General features: G+C 71.1%; 13 protein-coding genes and 2 tRNA genes. 6 read left to right on the top strand and 9 right to left on the bottom strand.

What is annotated here, in order from left to right:
* Positions 1-324 precede the first annotated feature (324 nt).
* The 4 genes from ACIBTS_RS30920 (at position 325) to ACIBTS_RS30905 (ending at position 6,096) form a co-directional block, all read left to right on the top strand.
* A complete protein-coding gene (locus ACIBTS_RS30920; protein WP_399323693.1) occupies positions 325-1,923 on the top strand; it encodes a protein kinase in 1,599 nt (532 codons plus the stop codon).
* 448 nt (positions 1,924-2,371) lie between these two features.
* Positions 2,372-3,580: a pyruvate dehydrogenase (acetyl-transferring) E1 component subunit alpha gene (pdhA, locus tag ACIBTS_RS30915; RefSeq protein ID WP_319674677.1), complete on the top strand. Its 1,209-nt coding sequence runs from the start codon at positions 2,372-2,374 to the stop codon at positions 3,578-3,580.
* A gap of 1 nt (position 3,581) precedes the next feature.
* A complete protein-coding gene (locus ACIBTS_RS30910) occupies positions 3,582-4,589 on the top strand; it encodes an alpha-ketoacid dehydrogenase subunit beta (RefSeq protein ID WP_079661110.1) in 1,008 nt (335 codons plus the stop codon).
* Between the two features lie 10 nt (positions 4,590-4,599).
* Entirely contained in the window at positions 4,600-6,096 is a 1,497-nt protein-coding gene (locus ACIBTS_RS30905; protein WP_399323690.1) for a dihydrolipoamide acetyltransferase family protein, read from the top strand.
* A 62-nt stretch (positions 6,097-6,158) separates the two neighbouring features.
* Here the strand turns inward: ACIBTS_RS30905 and ACIBTS_RS30900 are convergent, their stop codons facing one another.
* The 5 genes from ACIBTS_RS30900 to ACIBTS_RS30880 form a co-directional block, all read right to left on the bottom strand.
* Complete coding sequence (locus ACIBTS_RS30900) at positions 6,159-8,513, bottom strand: hypothetical protein (protein WP_399323688.1); 2,355 nt, start codon at positions 8,511-8,513, stop codon at positions 6,159-6,161.
* Positions 8,514-8,515: 2 nt separating this feature from the next.
* Positions 8,516-8,587: transfer RNA gene (locus tag ACIBTS_RS30895), tRNA-Pro, on the bottom strand.
* A gap of 5 nt (positions 8,588-8,592) precedes the next feature.
* Positions 8,593-8,665, bottom strand: a tRNA-Cys gene (locus tag ACIBTS_RS30890).
* A gap of 148 nt (positions 8,666-8,813) precedes the next feature.
* Entirely contained in the window at positions 8,814-10,061 is a 1,248-nt protein-coding gene (locus tag ACIBTS_RS30885) for a nitrate/nitrite transporter (RefSeq protein WP_399323845.1), read from the bottom strand.
* 62 nt (positions 10,062-10,123) lie between these two features.
* Entirely contained in the window at positions 10,124-10,831 is a 708-nt protein-coding gene (locus tag ACIBTS_RS30880) for a GntR family transcriptional regulator (RefSeq protein WP_399323686.1), read from the bottom strand.
* Positions 10,832-11,086: 255 nt separating this feature from the next.
* Here ACIBTS_RS30880 and ACIBTS_RS30875 point away from each other — a divergent pair, with 255 nt between their 5' ends.
* On the top strand, positions 11,087-11,992 hold the full coding sequence (locus tag ACIBTS_RS30875; RefSeq protein ID WP_399323684.1) for a D-alanyl-D-alanine carboxypeptidase family protein: 906 nt from the start codon (positions 11,087-11,089) through the stop codon (positions 11,990-11,992).
* Positions 11,993-12,105: 113 nt separating this feature from the next.
* Here ACIBTS_RS30875 and ACIBTS_RS30870 read toward each other — a convergent pair whose 3' ends face one another.
* Positions 12,106-12,930, bottom strand: coding sequence for a maleylpyruvate isomerase family mycothiol-dependent enzyme (locus ACIBTS_RS30870; RefSeq protein ID WP_399323682.1), 825 nt, complete (start codon positions 12,928-12,930; stop codon positions 12,106-12,108).
* Between the two features lie 181 nt (positions 12,931-13,111).
* Here ACIBTS_RS30870 and ACIBTS_RS30865 point away from each other — a divergent pair, with 181 nt between their 5' ends.
* A complete protein-coding gene (locus ACIBTS_RS30865; protein ID WP_319675151.1) occupies positions 13,112-13,912 on the top strand; it encodes a carbon-nitrogen family hydrolase in 801 nt (266 codons plus the stop codon).
* A 22-nt stretch (positions 13,913-13,934) separates the two neighbouring features.
* Here ACIBTS_RS30865 and ACIBTS_RS30860 read toward each other — a convergent pair whose 3' ends face one another.
* The 3 genes from ACIBTS_RS30860 to ACIBTS_RS30850 form a co-directional block, all read right to left on the bottom strand.
* Positions 13,935-14,432, bottom strand: coding sequence for an LURP-one-related/scramblase family protein (locus tag ACIBTS_RS30860; protein WP_399323680.1), 498 nt, complete (start codon positions 14,430-14,432; stop codon positions 13,935-13,937).
* Between the two features lie 147 nt (positions 14,433-14,579).
* Positions 14,580-14,834, bottom strand: coding sequence for a DUF6458 family protein (locus ACIBTS_RS30855; protein WP_079661102.1), 255 nt, complete (start codon positions 14,832-14,834; stop codon positions 14,580-14,582).
* A gap of 91 nt (positions 14,835-14,925) precedes the next feature.
* The gene (locus ACIBTS_RS30850; RefSeq protein WP_319337741.1) at positions 14,926-16,224 is read right to left on the bottom strand and encodes a M18 family aminopeptidase; all 1,299 of its coding nucleotides are present in this window, start codon (positions 16,222-16,224) and stop codon (positions 14,926-14,928) included.
* Between the last annotated feature and the right edge of the window lie 225 nt (positions 16,225-16,449).

The following is a 16,449-nucleotide window of genomic DNA, read 5'->3' as shown; positions in this document are numbered from 1 at the left end:
CTTATTCGTTGATCGAAAGAGCTATTCCCGGCCAAGTCTGCCGTAGGGCACTGACACGTCAAGCTCGGTGCCCGTTCCGTGACCCTACGAGAAAGAAGCGTCGCGGAAGCGTTACAGGTGCCGTACCGCCGGTACACAGAATTTGCACGCCGGTACGGCGTACGGGTTTCATGGCCGGTCCGACCCGGACCGCGCCCGGGGACCGCCCGGGGCATCGTTGGGGGGATCGTCCCGGACCGGCGGCTTGCGCAGAGGCTGTAGCGTGGCCGACGGAGACCGTAACAACACCGCGCGCACCGCGGGCAGAAACGACGGCGAGGACTGATGGCACAGCAGCGCGCTCAGGGCCCGTCCGACCCCGAGGCGACTGGCGGCGGTATGTCAGATGCGCCGGAGAACTGGGGCAACGGCGGGCTGGTTGGGGACGGCCGATACCGGCTGACCCGCAGACTCGGCCGGGGCGGCATGGCCGAGGTGTTCGCGGCCGAGGACGTGCGCCTCGGACGGACCGTCGCGGTCAAGCTGCTGCGCGCCGACCTCGCCGAGGACCCCGTGTCCAAGGCCCGCTTCACGCGCGAGGCCCAGTCGGTGGCCGGCCTCAACCACCATGCGATCGTCGCCGTGTACGACTCCGGCGAGGACTTCGTGGGCGGCCAGAGCGTGCCGTACATCGTGATGGAGATCGTCGAGGGGCGCACGATCCGCGACCTTCTCCTCAACGCCGAGGCGCCCGGCCCCGAGCAGGCACTGATCATCGTCTCCGGGGTCCTGGAGGCGCTCGCCTACTCGCACCAGCACGGCATCGTGCACCGCGACATCAAGCCGGCGAACGTCATCATCACGCACAACGGCGCGGTCAAGGTGATGGACTTCGGCATCGCGCGCGCCCTGCACGGCGCGTCCACGACGATGACGCAGACCGGCATGGTCATGGGCACCCCGCAGTACCTCTCGCCGGAGCAGGCGCTCGGCAAGGCCGTCGACTACCGCTCCGACCTGTACGCCACGGGCTGCCTGCTGTACGAACTCCTCGCGCTGCGGCCCCCGTTCACGGGCGAGACACCGTTGTCGGTGGTCTATCAGCATGTGCAGGACATCCCGGTGCCGCCGTCGCAGACCTCGGACGGGGAGTGCCCGCCGGAGCTCGACGGCCTCGTCATGCGCTCCCTGGCCAAGGACCCGGACGACCGGTTCCAGACGGCGGAGGAGATGCGCGGCCTCGTCCAGTACGGGCTGCAGATGCTGTACGACCAGGGTGGTCACACCGGCACCTGGAACACCGGCCCGGTCGGCGCGGTCGGCGCGCACGACGGCCGCGGCACGCCCGCCGGCGGCTTCGCGAGCACGACCGTGCTGCCGCACGGCGTCGACGGCTCCAGCACCTCGCAGATCCCGCAGCCGATCCTGCCCACGGGCTACCGCGGCGGTGACGACGGCGGTTTCGAGGGCCACGGCAACAGGGGCAGCGGCCGCGGCAAGCTGTGGATCCTGGCCGTCCTCGCGGTGATCGCCATCGCCGCGGGCGTCGCACTCGCGTTGCAGCACAAGGGCACGGGCGGCAGCGGCGGCGACACCACGAAGTCGCCGTCCAGTTCGCCGTCGGCCGCGACCTCGCCCAGCGCGACGCCGAGCGACGAGCCGTCCGAGACGGCCACCGACGACAGCACGGACGACAGCACCGGTTCGAACTCCGACTCGGACTACTCGCCGCCGTACACGCCGTCGGACAAGCCGTCGCACAGCCAGTCGCAGTCGGCCTCCTCGGCGCCGTCCCCCGACCCGTCGGAGACCAAGCCGTCCGAGGAGCCGAGCACCCCGGTGGCGACCGCCTCGGGAGCGGACGGCGGGACCAGCCAGGGCACGACGCAGGGCACCACCAGCGGCACCGACCAGGGGACCACTCTCGGGAACCTCGGCAACTGAACCGGCATACGCCGTCTCGTCAGCCACGCGCGCGTGGGCCTGTCAACAGGGCTCCACGCGCGCGCGTGCGTTTTCCCGCCTTCGGCAGGCCACCGGCGGAGCCCATGGCGTTGTCCGCCACTCACCCGGTCGGTCTCGAAAACCGACTCTTCCCGTGGCCTGCCCGGCCGGGATAACGTGCCGTTGCTCCGGCCTCCTGCAAGGCTGTGACCAGGAATCTTCCCGACTTTGCCGATTTACTTGGAAATCCAAGCAAAAACGCAGGTCAGGAGGGGTTTCACAGATATGTGGAGCACTGGGTAACGTGTTGATTGCAGGGCGCTCGCCGGGGCACCTGTCACGCCTGTTCCGGCCGAGTGGCACCCACCCCGTGCAACGGGTGTCGGAAACAGGTGAGCCGCACTGGTGACCCGGCAACCCCGGGGGCCGGACCGACGGAGGAGCACACGTGACCGTGGAGAGCACTGCCGCGCGCAAGCCGCGACGCAGCGCCGGAGGCAAGGCCGGCGCCACCGGCACCGAGCGCACCACCCGCACCACACGCACCACCGCGAGGAAGAGCGCCGAGCCCGAGCTCGTGCAGCTGCTGACGCCGGAGGGCAAGCGGGTCAAGAACAGCAGGAACGCGGAGTACGCCAAGTACGTCGCCGACATCACCCCCGAAGACCTTCGCGGCCTCTACCGCGACATGGTGCTCACCCGCCGCTTCGACGCCGAGGCCACCGCCCTGCAGCGCCAGGGCGAACTGGGCCTGTGGGCCTCACTGCTCGGCCAGGAGGCCGCCCAGATCGGCTCCGGCCGGGCCACCCGCGAGGACGACTACGTCTTCCCCACCTATCGTGAGCACGGCGTCGCCTGGTGCCGCGGGGTCGACCCGACCAACCTGCTCGGCATGTTCCGTGGCGTGAACAACGGCGGCTGGGACCCGGGCAGCAACAACTTCCATCTCTACACGATCGTCATCGGCTCCCAGACGCTGCACGCGACCGGCTACGCGATGGGCATCGCCAAGGACGGCGCGGACAGCGCCGTCATCGCCTACTTCGGCGACGGCGCGAGCAGCCAGGGCGACGTGGCCGAATCGTTCACCTTCTCCGCGGTGTACAACGCGCCCGTCGTGTTCTTCTGCCAGAACAACCAGTGGGCGATCTCCGAGCCCACCGAGAAGCAGACCCGGGTGCCGCTCTACCAGCGCGCGCAGGGCTACGGCTTCCCGGGCGTCCGCGTCGACGGCAACGACGTCCTGGCCTGCCTCGCGGTCACCAAATGGGCGCTGGAGCGGGCCCGCAACGGCGAGGGCCCCACCCTCGTCGAGGCGTACACGTATCGCATGGGCGCGCACACCACCTCCGACGATCCGACGAAGTACCGCGCCGACGAGGAGCGAGAGGCCTGGGAGGCGAAGGACCCGATCCTGCGCCTTCGCCGCCACCTGGAGGCCTCAAACCACACGGACGAGGGATTCTTCGCGGAACTCGAAGCGGAGAGCGAGGCGTTGGGCAGGCGAGTGCGCGAAGCGGTCCGCGCCATGCCGGACCCGGACCACTTCGCCATCTTCGAGAACGTGTACGCCGACGGGCATGCGCTCGTCGACGAGGAGCGGGCCCAGTTCGCCGCCTACCAGGCGTCGTTCGCGGACGAAGACGGGGGTAAGTGAGATGACCGAGACCGCGACAGCCAAGGCTGCGGCTTCGAAGAACCTGGCCCTGGCCAAGGCGATCAACGAGTCGCTGCGGCACGCCCTGGAGGCCGACCCCAAGGTCCTGATCATGGGCGAGGACGTCGGCAAGCTCGGCGGCGTCTTCCGGGTGACGGACGGGCTGCAGAAGGACTTCGGCGAGAGCCGCGTCATCGACACCCCGCTCGCCGAGTCCGGCATCGTCGGCACCGCGATCGGCCTGGCCCTGCGCGGCTACCGGCCGGTCGTGGAGATCCAGTTCGACGGCTTCGTCTTCCCGGCCTACGACCAGATCGTCACGCAGCTCGCGAAGATGCACGCGCGTTCGCTCGGCAAGGTCAAGCTCCCGGTCGTCGTCCGCATCCCCTACGGCGGCGGCATCGGCGCGGTCGAGCACCACTCGGAGTCGCCGGAAGCCCTCTTCGCGCATGTGTCGGGTCTGAAGATCGTCTCCCCGTCGAACGCGTCCGACGCGTACTGGATGATGCAGCAGGCCATCCAGAGCGACGACCCGGTGATCTTCTTCGAGCCCAAGCGGCGCTACTGGGACAAGGCCGAGGTCAACACCGAGGCGATCCCCGGCCCTCTGCACAAGGCCAGGGTCGTCCGTGAGGGCGCCGACCTCACCCTCGTCGCCTACGGCCCGATGGTGAAGCTCTGCCAGGAGGTCGCCGACGCGGCCGCCGAGGAGGGCAAGAACCTGGAGGTCCTGGACCTGCGCTCGGTGTCCCCGCTGGACTTCGACTCGATCCAGACGTCCGTGGAGAAGACGCGCCGTCTGGTCGTCGTCCACGAGGCGCCGGTGTTCTTCGGCTCGGGCGCGGAGATCGCCGCCCGGATCACCGAGCGCTGCTTCTATCACCTGGAGGCACCGGTCCTCAGGGTCGGCGGCTATCACGCCCCGTACCCGCCGGCGCGCCTGGAGGAGGAGTACCTGCCTGGTCTGGACCGGGTGCTCGACGCCGTCGACCGTGCCCTGGCGTACTGAGGAGAGGGTCGTGACGACGATGACGGAAGCGTCCGTACGCGAGTTCAAGATGCCCGACGTGGGTGAGGGGCTCACCGAGGCCGAGATTCTCAAGTGGTATGTCCAGCCCGGTGACACGGTGACGGACGGCCAGGTGGTGTGCGAGGTCGAGACGGCCAAGGCCGCCGTCGAACTGCCCATCCCCTACGACGGGGTGGTCCGCGAACTGCACTTCCCCGAGGGCACCACGGTCGACGTGGGCACATCGATCATCGCGGTGGACGTGGCCGGCGGGGCGGGCGGCGCGGGCGACGCCCCGGTCGTCCCGGTCGCCGAGGTGCCGGCGCAGGCTCCCGCGCAGGCGCCGGCCGCCACGCAGAAGCAGCCCGGGACGGCGAAGCCGGATGCGGGGAAGGCCCAGGCGGCGAAGCCGGCGGGTGCGGGCCGCCAGCCGGTCCTCGTCGGGTACGGCGTGGCCGCCTCCTCCACGAAGCGCCGGCCGCGCAAGGGCCCGGACATCGCGGTGCCGCAGGTCGCGGAGCCGATCCAGACCGAGCTCAACGGCCACGGCAGCGGGCCGGCCCTGAAGGAGCGCCCGCTGGCCAAGCCGCCGGTGCGCAAGCTGGCCAAGGACCTGGGCGTCGACCTCGCCACGGTGGTCCCGTCCGGCCCGGACGGCATCATCACCCGCGAGGACGTCCACGCGGCGGCGGCCCCGACAGCGGCTCCGACGGCGGCTCCGGCAGCCGAGCCGCAGGCACCGGCGCCGCAGGCCCCGGTCACGGCGCCCGCGCCCACGGCAGTGCCCGTGCTGTCGTACGACGCGGCGCGGGAGACGCGTATCGCGGTCAAGGGTGTCCGCAAGGCGACGGCGCTGGCGATGGTCGGCTCGGCGTTCACCGCGCCGCACGTCACGGAGTTCGTGACGATCGACGTGACGCGCACGCTGAAGCTCGTCGAGGAGCTCAAGCAGGACAAGGACCTGCAGGGACTCAGGGTGAACCCCCTGCTCCTCATCGCCAGGGCGCTGCTGGTCGCCATCAAGCGCAACCCGGAGATCAACGCGTCGTGGGACGAGGCGGCGCAGGAGATCGTGGTCAAGCACTACGTCAACCTGGGCATCGCGGCCGCGACCCCCAGGGGCCTGCTGGTCCCGAACATCAAGGACGCCCACGCCAAGACGCTGCCGCAGCTGGCGGAGTCCCTGGGCGAGCTGGTCTCGACGGCGAGGGAGGGCAAGACGTCCCCCGCCGCCATGCAGGGCGGCACGGTGACCATCACCAACGTCGGCGTCTTCGGCGTCGACACCGGCACCCCGATCCTGAACCCGGGCGAGTCCGCGATCCTCGCGGTCGGCGCGATCAGGCTCCAGCCGTGGGTCCACAAGGGCAAGGTGAAGCCCCGTCAGGTGACGACGTTGGCCCTGAGCTTCGACCACCGGCTGGTCGACGGGGAACTGGGCTCGAAGGTACTGGCGGACGTGGCGGCCATCCTGGAACAGCCCAAGAAGCTGATCACCTGGGGGTAGCGGCCAGGAAAAAGGCCGCGCGCCCCGAGGGGAGCGCGGCCTTTCCCGACAGTGGGGAGACCTCAGGCGGTCGAGGCCGGCTCCGCGCGGAGCCAGTGGTCGTCCGTCGTCCAGCCGAGGAGCAGGCGGCCCGTGCCCTCGTCCGGGCGGCCGCCCTCGACGACCTGGTGCAGTCCGGTCAGGGCAGGAGCCAGCCGGGCCGTCACATGGGCGGGGTGGCGGGTGAGTTCCCCGGGCAGCCAGGCGAGGGTGCGGGTCCGCTCGTCGGGCGTGCACAGGGACAGGTGGAACAGCAGCTGCCGCCAGGCGTAGGCCACGTCCTTGATCGTGGGCAGCGGGCGCGGGTTGGCCTGCACACGGGCGGTCAGCCGGCACACGGTGACGAAGCAGCGCCGGGCCAGGTCCTCCCAGCCCACGGCCGGGGTGATGCCCACCCGGTGGACCAGCGTGGCCAGGTTGTGCGTGGTGAGGATCTGCGCCTGCTCGATCACCATGCCGTTCGCGGCCGGCGACCAGTGTCCGTGCCGCCGGTCGAACGAGGACGAGGCGTCCTGGGCCCGCTCGACGCACAGCTTCGCGAACCCGGGCGAGGTCCTCGCTCCGTAGGACCGGGTCAGCGCCTCTCCGGTCTCGACGATCGCCAGGTTGCGGACGGCCCGGTAGTCGATGCCGTAGTAGCGCTCGTAGAGCGAGCCGCCGCCCAGCAGTTCCGCCGCGATCCGGGCCGCTGCGAGGAACTTCGGGGTGAACGTGCCCATGAAGATGTCGGCGGCCAGCTCCTCGACCAGAGGCGCGCCCAGCTCGGCCTGGCGGGCCAGGACGGACAGCTCGCGGATCAGGGGGTTGGGCAGGAGCGTGCCCGGAAAGGCCTGCACGGCCAGCTCGCCGAGCTGCCGCAGTGCGCGGGCCGACACCTCGCCCGCCTCGGGGTCCGTGCGCTGCCCGGCCACGGCCCGCACCCACGGCAGTTCCTCCGCCCGTACCTGCCGCTGGAGGCTGAGCAGCAGCAGCGAACGGCGGCCCGCGAACGCCCGGTGCTGGGCCGCCGCCAGCGTCCGCAGGGCCGGGTCGGAATAGGCCTGCGCGGTGGTGACGCCGACGAGCTGCGGGACGAGCTCCGCCAGCACCTCCGCCGAGGGCACGATCCCGCGCTCCACCAGCGTGCCGAGGGGCGCGCTCAGCGCGGCCTCGACGGGTCGGCGGACACCGGCCGGGACGACGGCTCCCACGGGCAGCCCGCTCTTCCGCGCCTCCTCGCCGCTCACCGGGGCGACCAGCGGCGCGACCTCGGTCACGCCCGCCTGCTGGTCCAGCCCCGACAGTCGGCGCAGCACCAGCTGGGCCAGCGCGTGGTGCGAGGGCAGCGCGGCCTGGGCGGCCTGTTCCCGGCGCAGCGCCCGGAGCTCCGCCGAGCCGGGCAGCCCGCGCCGCCGCACCATGGACGTGACGGCGTGCCGCAGCAGTCCGAGCCCGCGGGCGTCCAACTCCCGCCCGGCGACGGTCTCCTCCAGGGCCCCGCGCAGGATCGCCAGGTTCTCCTTCGGCTTCAGGTGCTTGGTGCAGAGGGTGTGGCGGCGGGCCAGGTCGCGGTAGCGGCGCAGCAGTTCGGCGCCGCGCTCGTGCCAGGCGTCGTCGGGGACGCGCGTCCCCACCCGGTCGGGCTGCCGGGCGTCCGGCTGACCGGCGTCGGCGGTCTCCAGCCAGTGCGCGAGGAGTTCGTCGCCGAACGGCTGCCAGACCGCCAGGGCCTCCCGCTGCGTCTCCACCGCCGCATTGGTCCGCCGTCGCGCCAGGGTCCGGCCGGCCTCGGCGACGGTCCGTCGGTGGACCGTCGCGGCGTCGGGCGCCGGGCCGTCGGCGGGGCGCGGTGCGAACCGCAGGCGATCCGCGAACGGCGCGAGTTCCTCGACGAGCGTGAGCGCCGCGTCCGTCTCCCCGGCCCGGGCCAGCCAGGCCACGGTGAGCAGGGCGGCCTCCTCGGGGACGGTCACCTCGTACCGTCCGCTGTCGAGGAGTTCGCACAGCTGCGCCAGCCCGTCCTCGGACAGCCAGTACGCGAACAGCGCCCGCCGGTGTTGCGGGACTCCGGCCCGGCGCGCGGCCTCGACCTCGTACGTCGTCAGGGGGCCGCCGGCGCTCGGCTCGCCGGTCGCGAAGCCGCCACGGAGCACCGCGGGGGTGACCCACGCGGGCAGTCCGTTGACGGGGGTGCGGGAGCCGATGCGGAGCAGCCCGTTCGCCATGCCGGCCAGCACGGACCGCCACGCTCGCTGCCGCTCTGCGGCCCTCTCGCGGGTGCCGGGGTCGTCGTGGGTGAGCGCGGTCGTGAGCGCCTTGGCGAGTTGGCCGGCGGCGTAGCCGGGGTTGGCCTGCGGGGTTGCCGGGGCCGGATGCTGCTGGTCAGCGTCGTCGTTCATAGCCGGCATGGCGGGTGCTGCCCCCGCGCCCTCCGGGTCCCGAGCCCGGTGCTCTGCTGCTGAGCTACACGCCGATGAGCCGACGTGGCGGGTTCCGCCCCCGCGCCCTCCGGGTGTGCAGCCCGGTGCTCTGGCTACTGAGCTACACGTCGATGAGACGTCACGGTAGAGGTCGAACGGGCGTCCGGACAACCGCATTTCGCGAGGCGCCGCACCCGCACCCGCACCCGCACCCGTGCCCGCACCCGTGCCCGCACCCGCACCCGCGCCCGTGCGGCCATGGGGTGGCTGCGAGCGTCCCTATACCGGCACGTGCACCGTCTCCACGCGGCTGGCCACCAGGCGTTCGCGTTCCCGGCGGGCCGCTCGCTTGCGCAGGCGCAGGATCTGGCTGATGCCGAGGGCCTGGAGGACGAAGACGCAGGAGAAGGCGATCGTGTAGTCGTCGCCGGTCGCGTCCAGGAGCACGCCGATCGTGAAGAGCGTCGTCATCGACGCCACGAAACCACCCATGTTCGTGATGCCGGAGGCCGTGCCCTGACGCTCGGGCGGGTTGGCCGGGCGGGCGAAGTCGAAGCCGAGCATGGAGGCGGGGCCGCATGCGCCGAGGACCGCGCAGAGCGTCACCAGGAGCCACATCGGCGCCCGTTCGCCCGGGTAGGCCAGCGTCGTCGCCCACGTCAGGGCCGTCGCGCCCACCGTGCCCAGGGCCAGCGGCAGCCGCGCCTCGTGGTGGCGGGCGACGATCTGGCCGTAGACCAGGCCCACGAGCATGTTGGACAGCACCACCAGGGTGAGGAGTTCACCGGCCGTCGCCCGGGACAGGCCCTGTGCCTGCACCAGGAACGGCAGGCCCCACAGGAGCAGGAACACCATCGCCGGGAACTGGGTGGTGAAGTGCACCCACAGCCCCAGCCGGGTCCCCGGCTCGCGCCAGGACGCGACGATCTGACGGCGGACGTACGCCGCGCCCCGGTGCGGGAACGGCTCGGGCTCGTGGCCCTCGGGGTGGTCCTTCAGGAAGAGCAGCAGGAGGACCAGGACGACGACTCCCGCCAGCGCGCTGCCCGCGAAGGCGGCCGTCCAGCCGATGCCGTGCAAAAGACGGGCCAGGACGAGCGTGGAGACCAGGTTGCCCGCCATGCCGGCCAGACCGGCCATCTGGGCGACCATCGGTCCGCGGCGCGCCGGGAACCACCTGCTGCCCAGCCGCAGCACGCTGATGAACGTCATCGCGTCGCCGCAGCCGAGCAGCGCGCGGGAGGCGAGGGCGGTGCCGTAGGACGGGGAGAAGGCGAAGCCGAGTTGGCCGGCGGTGAACAGCACGACGCCGATGGTCAGCACCTTCTTGGTGCCGAGCCGGTCGACCAGCAGGCCCACGGGTATCTGCATGCCCGCGTAGACCAGGAGCTGGAGGATCGAGAACGTGGACAGCGCCGAGGCGTTCACGTGGAAACGGTCGGCGGCGTCGAGGCCGGCCACCCCCAGCGACGTACGGAAGATGACGGCGACGAAGTAGACGGAGACGCCGATCCCCCAGACGGCCATCGCGCGCCGTCCGCCCGGCGGGTCACCCGGAAGAGTGGAGTTCAGGCGGCGGGCGCCGGCGCTCATCGGACCTCCCCGCGGGCCAGGTGGGAGAACCAGTCGACGTGCCGGTGCACGATCCTGACGGCGGCCTCCGCGTCACCGGAGCGCAGCGCCTGGAGGATCTCCTCGTGCTCGGTGAGCGTCTTGGCGATCCGGTCGGGGTGCGAGTGCATGATGGCGACGCCCATCCGCAGCTGCCGGTCGCGGAGTTGGTCGTAGAGCCGGGACAGGATCTCGTTGCCGCCGCTGCGGACTATCTCCGCGTGGAAACAGCGGTCCGTCACCGCGGCCGCGGCCAGGTCGCCCGCCGCGGCCTGCTCCTTCTGCTTCGCCAGCAGCTCTTCCAGGCGCTCGATGAGAGCGGCCGGCGCGGGTACGGCCTTGCGCGCCGCGTGCTCCTCGACCAACAGGCGGGTCTCCACGACGTCCGCGATCTCCTGCGCGGAGACCGGCAGGACCAGGGCGCCCTTCTTCGGGTAGAGCTTGATCAGCCCCTCCACCTCCAGGCGCAGCAGCGCCTCCCGCACCGGTGTGCGCGAGACCCCCACGGCCTCGGCGAGCTCGCCCTCGGTGAGGAGGGTGCCGCCCTCGTAGTGGCGGTCCAGGACACCCTGCTTGACGTGGGCGTACACGCGGTCGGCGGCGGGCGGCTGCTTGACGGGAGCGGGGGTCGGGGCGGGCGTCGGAGTGGGGGTCGTAGCGGGGGCGGGCGGGGCGGACGATGGCATGTCCACAGGATAGATACAACACGTACGCATCGGGGGGCCGGTCCACATTGCGGGACCGGAAACGGGGCGGTGGCGGGGCCGATCGTGCGATCCGCGTCAGGCGCAGGTAAGGGCCTCGCCAAGTAATCGGAAATTCGGTCCGGCAGCCGCACAACTTTCTGTGCTACTTACGTGTCACACACATGCGGCCCCTTCTGCTTTCCCCTTCAACTTGGCCGCATCGCAGGGGCATTCGACGTAATCGGGGTATTTCAGTTGATAACCGCCACCAAGGGCATCCGAGTCCGCAGAGCCGCAGCCGTTGCTGTCACCGCCGCCGCAGTGCTCGCGACCGGAGCCCTCACCGCGGCGCCCGCGCAGGCGGCCGTGACCGTGCCCACCATCACCGCCAAGGGCGCGTTCGTGATGAATGGCGCGACCGGCACCGCCCTCTACAACAAGGCCGGTGACACGAAGCGGCTCACCGCTTCCACCACGAAGGTCATGACCGCGAAGGTCGTGCTCTCGCAGACGGGTCTGAACCTGGACACCAAGGTCACGATCAGGAGGGAGATCAGCAGCTACATGGTCTCCAAGGGTTACCCCTCGTCGGCCCACTTGATCGTCGGCGACAAGGTCACCGTCCGTCAGCTGCTGTACGGGATGATGCTGCCGTCCGGCTGCGACGCCGCGATGGCCCTCGCCGACAAGTTCGGCACCGGTACGACGGTCGCGGCCCGCACCAAGAACTTCATCGCCAAGATGAACACCACGGCCAAGAGCCTGGGCATGACGAACACTCACTTCGACTCGTTCGACGGCTTGAGCAACGGCACCAACTACTCGACTCCGCGCGACCTGACGAAGCTCGCCCGGAGCGTGATGACGAGCACCGCGTTCAAGTCCGTCGTGAAGACCAAGTCGTACACGGCGAAGACCATCACCAGCTCGGGCGCCACCCGCACGATGGCCACCTGGACCAACACCAACACGCTGCTCGGCTGGAACGGCACGCTCGGCATCAAGACCGGCTCGGGCCCCGACGCCAAGTACTGCCTCGTCTTCGCCGCCACCCTCAACGGCGAGTCGGTCATGGGCACCGTCCTCACCTCCGCCTCGGCGGCCGATCGCACGAACGACGTCAAGAAGCTCATCAACTTCGGCTACGCCAAGATCAGCTGACATCCGCCACCACGCCACGCGCAACGGGCCCGTCGTGATCCACACGACGGGCCCGTCCCGTTGCCGGACCCGCCGGCCTCCACGGCCCGCCGACGCCGAACGCCGCTGCGGTGCTACTTGGTCACCGCGAAGTTCCGCAGGATCGCCGCCGTCAGCTCCGGCTCGCCCTCCGCCTTCACCCGGTCCGAGACCGCCTCCGGCGTCACCCGACCGCAGGCCAGCCGCACATACGTCTCCCAGTCGAGGGTGAAGGCGGCGGCCGGGCCGAGCGCGGGCGCCGTCTCCAGGGTGCCGCGGCCCTGCATGTCGACGCGGATCGTGCGCAGGAACTCGACCGGGCCGTGCACGTCGAAGACGACCGCCGAGCTGCGCGGCGCGTCGGCCTTCTCGGCGACGACCGCAGGGAGGGCGGCGAGCAGCTCGTCACGGGCGATGTGCGCGCCGGGGGAGTCGAGGTTGCCGGGGCGGCCGAGGGCGGCGCGCAGGTCCTGCTCGTGCACCCACACGTTGAACGCGTGGCCGCGCATCGACTCCTCCAGGGTGAGCTCGCTGCCGAGCGGGCCGCGCACCACCGTGTCGGGCTGCCGCGACTCGTTGCGCAGCTGCCGGTTGCGCCGGATCACCGTGTACTCCAGCTCGGACGTCATCTCCGGCGCCGTGTGGTGGCGGCGGACGTCGACCTGCATCTCCATGTAGCGCTGGAAGTCGTTGGTGACGTGGAACAGGTCGCGCGGGAGGGTGTGGATGGGGCGCGGGTCGCCGTACATTTCGCAGTCCAGGCCGATGACGTGCGAGACGATGTCGCGCACCGACCAGCCCGGGCAGGGCGTCCTGCGGTTCCAGTCCGCCTCCACCAGCGGCTGCACCAGCTCGGATATCGCTTCGATGGAGTGGGTCCAGGCGTCGGCGTAGGGCTGGAGGGTGGGATGCAGACTCACGGAACGGGACCCCTCGGCGGTCGGTACTCGGGTGGGCTGTGGCGGCGTTGCCAGCGGGAGGTGGCTGCTGTCGGCGGTGTTTCGGAACGCTAAGTTACGCTGCTGTGAGGCACCCCGGCAGTGCTTTCGTGTGACGATCGTAGGCCCGTGTGGACGACTCGAATGCCAGGACGGTGGTAGTGTGCGCGCCTCTCTGATCCAGATCGCCGTAGAAGAGGGCGAATCGGTCGAATCGCGGCGGCTGCGGGTCGCCGCGCTGGTACGGGAACAGGCCGGTGCGGCCGACCTGGTGGTGCTGCCGGAACTGTGGACGACCGGGGCGTTCGCCTATGAGGACTTCGGGAGCGAGGCCGAGCCCCTGGAAGGGCCGACGTACGAGGCGATGGCCAAGGCCGCGAGCGACGCGGGCGTGTGGCTGCACGCGGGCTCGATTCCCGAGCGGGACCCTGAGGGGACCCTCTACAACACTTCTCTCGTCTTCTCCCCCTCCGGTGAGCGGGTCGCCGCCTACCGCAAGATTCACCGCTTCGGCTTCGACAAGGGCGAGGCCGTGCTGATGGGCGCGGGCGAGGAGCTGACGACGGTCCGCCTCCCCGAGACGACCGTCGGCATCGCCACCTGCTACGACCTCCGTTTCCCCGAACTGTTCCGTGCCCTCGTGGACGGCGGCGCCGAGACCTTCGTCGTCTGCGCGGGCTGGCCCGAGCGCCGCAGGGCGCACTGGACGCTGCTGGCTCAGGCGCGGGCGGTCGAGAACCAGGCGTTCGTGCTCGCCTGTGGAACGGCCGGGACGCACGCCGGAGTTCCCCAGGCAGGTCACTCGATCGTGGTCGATCCCTGGGGCGAGGTGCTGGCGGAGGCGGGCGCGGGCGAGGAGATCCTCAGGGTCGAGTTCGACCCGGCGAAGGTCGCCACGACCCGGGAACAGTTCCCTGCCCTGAAGGACCGGGTGCTCGGACTGCCGCGGCCCCGGGCTGTTTAGGGCCTGTCCGGCGGATCAGGCCCTAGTCGTCCTCCCGCTCCTTGTCGGCGAGGTGGATCACGCACACCGCCACCGCGATCAGCAGCGCCGGGTCCGAGTCCTCCCGTACGACGTCGACGCCGTAGGTCTCCCGCACGTGCAGCCAGCGCCGGGAGACGACGGCCAGGAGTTCGCCGTCGTACTCGATCGCGAACTCCCGGTCCAGGATCTTGCCGCTGACGTCGAGTTCGGTGCGGCCGTCCGCCAGGCCCACCCGGTAGTGGTTGCGCAGCAGGGACAGCCGTTTGCGGCGGACCGTCGCGAGCGGCTCACCGCCTCGCTCGATCACCATCGTGTCCCGCAGGGCGAACATCTTCTGGTGGATGTCGATCAGGACCTGACCACGGGTGTCCTTCAGTTCGAAGGTGTCCCGCAGTCGCATCGCCTTGCCGTCGACGAGGTACACCTTGTTGCCCCGGTCGTCCTCGATCCAGTAGTCGTCACCGATACCGAGGAGCCGGTCGCGCACGAGGAATCTCATGCCGGTACAGCTTCCCCGGCGGTCGCACCACAACGCCGCCGCTAGGCCGACGGGCTGAGGCCGCTCTGCTTCCTCACCGCGGTGACGGGCGCGCAGCGGACCCCCGTTCCGGTCCGCCCCGCCGAGGGCGGGGCGGACGGGAGTGGGTCAGACGCCGTAGCCGTCGCTGTACCCGTCGCGGTAGCCGTCGCGGTGTCGGTCCGTCTCGACCACCGTGGTCGAGGGAGGCACCATCACCCGGCGGCGCCGGGCGATGCTGCTGAAGGTCGTCACGCCGATCAGGCCCACGATCATCAGGATGACGCCGACCAGGTCGAGGTTGACTCCCTGCATGTCCCAGTCGGTCGCGAACGTGAGGATGGCTCCCACGGCGATGAGGATGATGCACCCGCCGAGGCCCATGATGTCGCCTCCCTGTCAGGAGTACCGGTCGGTCCGGCTCCGGCGGCCGGGTACCCCCCTCCCCGCGAAGTACCCCCGAACCGTCCCTCAACTACCCTTCCAGGAACGCCACCAGCGCGTTGGCCAGCAGGTACGGGTCGGCGTCGCCGCACAGTTCCCGGGCGCTGTGCATCGACAGGATGGCCACGCCGATGTCGACCGTGCGGATGCCGTGCCGCGCCGCGGTGATCGGGCCGATGGTCGTGCCGCAGGGCATGGAGTTGTTGGACACGAACGACTGGAACGGGACGTCCGCCTTCTCGCAGGCGGCGGCGAAGATCGCCCGGCCCGTGCCGTCCGTGGCGTAGCGGTTGTTGACGTTGACCTTCAGGATCGGCCCGCCGTTGACCCGCGGGTGGTGCGTCGGGTCGTGCCGCTCCCCGTAGTTGGGGTGGACGGCATGACCGGTGTCGGAGGACAGACAGACGGTGCCCGCGAAGGCTCTCGCCCGGTCCTCGTACGACCCTCCGCGCGCGAAGACCGAACGTTCCAGCACGCTGCCAAGCAGCGGTCCGTCCGCGCCGGTGTCGGACTGCGAGCCGTTCTCCTCGTGGTCGAAGGCGGCCAGGACCGGGATGTACGGCAGCTTCTCGCCGCCGGTCGCCACGGCCGCCAGCGCCGCCGTCCCGGCGTGCACGGACAGCAGGTTGTCCATGCGCGGTCCGGCCAGCAGCTCCTGGTCGCGGCCCAGGTAGGCGGGCGGCTCCACGGAGTGCGTCATCAGGTCCCAGCCGGTGACCTGGCCGGCGGCCAGCCCGGCCTCCTCCTCCAGGAAGGCGATGAGGTCGCCGTCGCGCATGTCGTTGCCCAGGCCCCAGACGGGCTGGAGATGGCGCTGCTTGTCGAGCTTGAGGCCGTCGGCGGTGACCGAACGGTCGAGGTGGATGGCGAGTTGGGGGACGCGCAGCAGTGGGCGGCCGACGTCGACCAGGCGCGTCGAACCGTCCCGCAGGGTCAGCCGGCCGGCCAGGCCCAGGTCGCGGTCGAGCCAGGAGTTGAGCAGGGGACCGCCGTAGATCTCCACGGCCACCTGGCGCCAGCCGTGCGCGCCGGTGTCGGGCCGCGGCTTGACGCGCAGGTTCGGGGAGTCGGTGTGCGCGCCGACGATGCGGAACGGCGTGTGCGGCGCGGCGCCCTCGGGGACGTACCAGGCCACGATCGCGCCACCGCGCAGCACGTACTTGCCGCCGCTGGTCCCTTCCCAGGCGTCCGTCTCCGAGACCTGCCGGAACCCGGCCTTCTCCAGCCGCTCCGCCGCGTTCGCCACGGCGTGGTACGGCGACGGGCTCGCTGTCAGGAACGTCATGAGGTCGTCGGTGTGGCCGCGGTCGAAGCGGGAGGGTTCGCTCATGGGGTTCACCTTAACGACGTACGAAAGCCCGCTCCCGGCGATGGGAGCGGGCCCTCGTGAGGACAGTGTGGAGTGCTGGGTCCTGGTGCTGGGTCCTAGGGCGTGTTCGAAAGTCCCGTCTGGCCCGCGACGCCTGGCACGGCGCCTCGCCGCGTTGTCGGGGGGGGGCCCCCGCCCCCCCCCCCCCGGCCCCCCCCCCCCCCGGGATTGCACCCCCCCCCACCC

Origin of the sequence: Streptomyces sp. NPDC050121, assembly GCF_044460385.1 — a bacterium.
GTDB classification, from domain to species: Bacteria; Actinomycetota; Actinomycetes; order Streptomycetales; family Streptomycetaceae; genus Streptomyces; species Streptomyces soliscabiei.
The sequence above is the reverse complement of the archived record's forward strand: the minus strand, read 5'-3'. Positions and strand labels throughout refer to the sequence as shown.

Coding starts and splice junctions, on each gene's coding strand:
- ACIBTS_RS30900 (WP_399323688.1), bottom strand. CDS start 8,513: ATGAACGACGACGCTGACCAGCAGCATCCGGCCCCGGCAACCCCGCAG.
- ACIBTS_RS30850 (WP_319337741.1), bottom strand. CDS start 16,224: ATGAGCGAACCCTCCCGCTTCGACCGCGGCCACACCGACGACCTCATG.
- ACIBTS_RS30910 (WP_079661110.1), top strand. CDS start 3,582: ATGACCGAGACCGCGACAGCCAAGGCTGCGGCTTCGAAGAACCTGGCC.
- ACIBTS_RS30920 (WP_399323693.1), top strand. CDS start 325: ATGGCACAGCAGCGCGCTCAGGGCCCGTCCGACCCCGAGGCGACTGGC.
- ACIBTS_RS30855 (WP_079661102.1), bottom strand. CDS start 14,834: ATGGGCCTCGGCGGGTGCATCATCCTCATCGCCGTGGGAGCCATCCTC.
- ACIBTS_RS30860 (WP_399323680.1), bottom strand. CDS start 14,432: ATGAGATTCCTCGTGCGCGACCGGCTCCTCGGTATCGGTGACGACTAC.
- ACIBTS_RS30885 (WP_399323845.1), bottom strand. CDS start 10,061: ATGGCCGTCTGGGGGATCGGCGTCTCCGTCTACTTCGTCGCCGTCATC.
- ACIBTS_RS30880 (WP_399323686.1), bottom strand. CDS start 10,831: ATGCCATCGTCCGCCCCGCCCGCCCCCGCTACGACCCCCACTCCGACG.